We start from the raw sequence: 4056 nt of genomic DNA on the forward strand, positions 1-4056 counted from the left end.
CCTATAAATCTTGATATCAATAGCCATAACTATTCTTTACCATAAAAAATCCTTTCCTTATATATCGGAATGGATCTTTGTTGCGTAACTATGTCTTTTCCCTGGAATATGCCGGAATTAATCCGGCGACCGACCTTTCGCCACAAAAACACGACCGCCCCGGAACACCGGCGCACAGGGGGCTCGCCCTGTTCCCGGCCGTCGGGAAGGCGCGCCTTCTCCGGGCAGCCCGAAAGCATCACGGCCGCAAGATTTCCCGGGACACTTTCAAAAATAAAAAAAGCCCCCGGCCGCAAGGGCTTCGGGGGCTTCCGCGCATCGACATGCGGCGTCTCTCACGCGCCGCAAAGGCAGGCCGCCTTTTCCAGGGGCGGACGCCTATCGTTCCGCGACGGCCTGTATGGCCGGGGACATGGAGTTTTTCTCAGCAAGCATGATGCTGGCGCCGGGATGGGTCGTCGCCACGCGTACCAGCGCATCCTGCGATTCCTGAAAACTGGCGTAAGGGCCTATAGCCATGACGCCGTCCTGCGTATGCAGCAGGGAAGCCGCGTCGTACAGTCCCAGGCGGATGAGGCGGGAAAGCTGCCGGGCCACCGCATCGGAAGAAACCTGAGTTTCCCGCAATTTCACGAAAAAGGCCTGAGAGCGGGAAAGCGGCCTGCCGTCCTTGTCTCCCACGACTTCCAAGGAAACGCGGGAAATGCCTGATTCACTGAGCCCCAGGCTGTCGGCCGCCGCATACGACAAATCAATAATTCTGTTCTTGACATAGGGGCCGCGGTCGTTGATGCGTACAATGACGCTTTTGCCGCTGTCCTTATGTTCCACTTTGACCAGTGTGCCCAGAGGAAGCGTGCGATGCGCCGCCGTCATGGCGAACATATCAAAGGCTTCCCCGGTAGCGGTAGACTTTCCATGATGCCAGGGGCCGTACCACGAGGCCACACCCGACTGGAAAGAGGCATCCTGGCCATAAGCCGACGGCGTAATGAGAAGCAGGCACAAGAGCCACATTCCCGCAAACGCCATCAGACTTCGGTAGGAAGATGATGTCATGCAGACTCCGGGTTGAGATGAAGTCACGCCGCCGATCCGTCTGCGATCCTGGCTGCGTGGAGCGGAAATCGCCCTTTTTCCCCCTCCGATGCAGCGCTCCCGGAAAAGAGCGCGGCTCCGATGCGCGAAGGCAAGCCGAAAAAAACCTTCCGGTGAACCGCCTTCGGAGCGGGGAAAACCTCGGGGCAAAAACGCTTGCCGGACGTTTTTGACACCCGTACATGTCTCATAGGGGGAAGAATATCTCACCCGATGAAAAATATGTCAAGCAGGCCTGTATAATTCCGCGATTTCTTCTGTAACTCTATCATTTTCCACGGAATGATTCTGTAAAAATTTTCCCCTTTCCGGGCGGCGAAGCGGGTCTCCGGCTTGCGCGTTAAGGGAGCTCGTACTACTATGGAGCACTCCCACCCCTGCCGCAGGTACAGCCATGACACACCGTTCGCTCCGTTTCGATCCCCAGGATTACCAGCTTCTCACCATGATCAACCGGACGGTGACGAAAAGCCGGGTCGAGAGGCCGAGCCTCATGCCCCAGCTCAGCCCTTCCGGTATTCTGGAGCTTGCCGTGCCTGCGGAAATGCGCATTGCCTCGGCGGTACTGCGCCTGCTCGACACCCTCTCCCAGGGCCATGCCAACGACAGACTCGAAGCTCTTGCCGCCCTGCGCGACGAAGTGCTCGTCATGGCGCGCACGTCGCTGCGCATCAATACCGGGCGCGTGCTCGTGCAGCTCATGAAGGAGCTTGTGCGCTCCCACGGCGATTTTGAAACCCAGCTGCGCCTTGCCCACGATTTCAGGCAGGCGGCCACAGGTCGGCACGTCGTGGTGCGGCGGCTTCTGCACCGCTACTTCATGCTGGAAATGCCCGAAGACTGGAACCAGGCCGTGTTCGACAACCATGTGCACGACGCCAACACCAAGGGGCGCAAAAACGCCACGCACCTCATCATGGACGCATGGCTCAAGGGCATACGCTCCCTCACCGTCATCTACTACAACTACGTTTCCCCCGAGGCCGCGACAGAGCTGAGCCGCGCTGCCTCCATCATGGGCATCACCGTGCGCATAGGCCTGCTCTTTCATGCCCCGCACCGGGGGCGTTTCGTCGACCTTATCTGGATTCCGCGCGGCTTCGCCAACGACAACGACTTTATCGCCTTCCTTTCCTCCCCGGCCATGTCCACGCTCATGAACGAAGGCCGTGCCGCTACAAGATGGCTGGAAAAGCGCATCCTGCACCTGCTCGACACTTGGAACAAAACAGAACGCCAGCGCCTCGCCCCCATGCTGCATGTCGTGCCGGAAGAACTGGACAGCCATGAATTCCTGCTTTTCGTAGGACATGGGCAGGCCTCGCTGCTGCACCTTGCCGAATTTGTCCATAAAAAGCTTTTCCCGCTGCTCCGACGTCGTGCAGAAGAGCTGAGCAGCCTGCTCGCCACCCCGGAAACGGATGAAGAAGCGCGGAATGCCGCGGCCGGAGAACTGGAAGAACTTGACAAGTTCACTACGGAAACCGTGCTTTCCCGCCTGAACGACCCCGAGCTTTTCCCGGAAACGGTGCTTCTGCAAAGCGCCTGCGATTCCCCTGACTGCCCAGAGCTGCTCAATCAGACGCCCCTGCACCTGCTCACGCGCCTGTGCGAGCTGAAAAGCGGCTGCCGTATCACGCTGAACCTGGCCGGGCTTTCCGCCGAAGATGTGCTCAACCTTCTGTGGGACTGCCAGGGCCGCATCACGCACCTTGAACTTTTCAACCTGAAGGACTGGCAGAACGGCGACCTGGGGCACCTGCAGAAAATCAACGAGTTGCAGCGCGCCATCAACGCAGGAAGCGTGCCGCTTTTAAAACAGATCATCATTGCCATGCTGAAAGACGCGGCCCCGGGCTCCTTCTCCGGCCTTTCCGAAGAAGACGGCTTCAGCACGCCGAGGGGCAGCGCGGCCCTGCACCCTGCGGACATGCCCAAGTCCCCGCGCATACGCAAGCTGCGCATCATCCTGCAGAATATCCCGGTGCTCTGCGGCTATTACCACGACGCCAAACTGCGCGCCACCATGGGCACCGATTCCACAAGCCGCCCGGGCCACCGCTACGGCATGGGCCTTGCCTATCCCGAAACCCTGCCTCGGCGCGCGAGGCGCGAGCTGGACGACCCGCGCCGCTCCGCCCACCTGCTGCTGCCCCTGCGCACCGAACTTCTGGAACAAGTCACCTACAGTTCCGACTCTCCCGGGGAAGAACCTTCCCGCCTCACCGCCTTCCTGCGCCGTATTCCCGGCCTGCGCCATCTGGGCCAGGCCCGGCATACCGAATGGACGCCCGTATCGGAAAACACCCTGGTCTGCAACAACGGCGACTGCAGCATCGCCACCGCCGACGTAGGCTCCACCCAGGGCAACATCATCACCCTCGGCGGTACGGACGCCAACATAACCAACGGCTTCAGCCCGAAGAAGAAGCAGGCCGAAGGCATTCTGGAATGGCTGCGCTGCCTGAACACGAACCTTGCCAACGCCTTACGCATGGTGGTGGGCTTCATCCCCGCATGCCTCGCCTTCCTCTGCACGCAGACGGGCTGGCTGGCCTGGCTCGGCGCGCCTTTGTGGTTCCTTATTTCCGGGCTGCGGAACATCCTTCAGGCCGTGCTCGGCAGCGGCGGGCTGCACCGCTCCTCCGTGCTGCACTGGAAAAGCTATGTGAGCTGGTCCACCGTGTACGATTCACTCATGTACAACGGCCTTTCCGTGGTGCTTCTGGAGCCTGTGCTCCGCTGCCGTGTGCTGGAAGAGGGTCTGGGCCTGAACGCGGCCAACGCGCCCCTTGCCACCTACGCCGTGCTCATGACGGGCTGCGGCCTGTTCAAGGCCTCCACCCACATTCTGCGGGGCTTTTCCACCAAAAACATCCTTACGGGGCTTATCTGCACCTTCCTTTCCCTGCCCCTCGCGTTGCTTCTCAACGCCGCCCTCGGCCTTGCCCTTTCCCT

Annotated in this window: 2 protein-coding genes; one reads left to right on the forward strand and one right to left on the reverse strand. The window is 60.3% G+C overall.

The annotated features are described in order from the left end of the window. Window positions 1-378: 378 nt before the first annotated feature. Window positions 379-1059: a septal ring lytic transglycosylase RlpA family protein gene (locus tag K8W16_RS09990; RefSeq protein WP_304123178.1), complete on the reverse strand. Its 681-nt coding sequence runs from the start codon at window positions 1057-1059 to the stop codon at window positions 379-381. A 433-nt stretch (window positions 1060-1492) separates the two neighbouring features. Here K8W16_RS09990 and K8W16_RS09995 point away from each other — a divergent pair. Continuing rightward, the coding region (locus tag K8W16_RS09995) for a hypothetical protein (protein ID WP_304123181.1) at window positions 1493-4056 on the forward strand (2564 nt) is incomplete at its 3' end.

The sequence above is a fragment of the Mailhella massiliensis genome, assembly GCF_020741395.1.
In the GTDB taxonomy this organism is placed as follows: Bacteria; Desulfobacterota; Desulfovibrionia; order Desulfovibrionales; family Desulfovibrionaceae; genus Mailhella; species Mailhella massiliensis_A.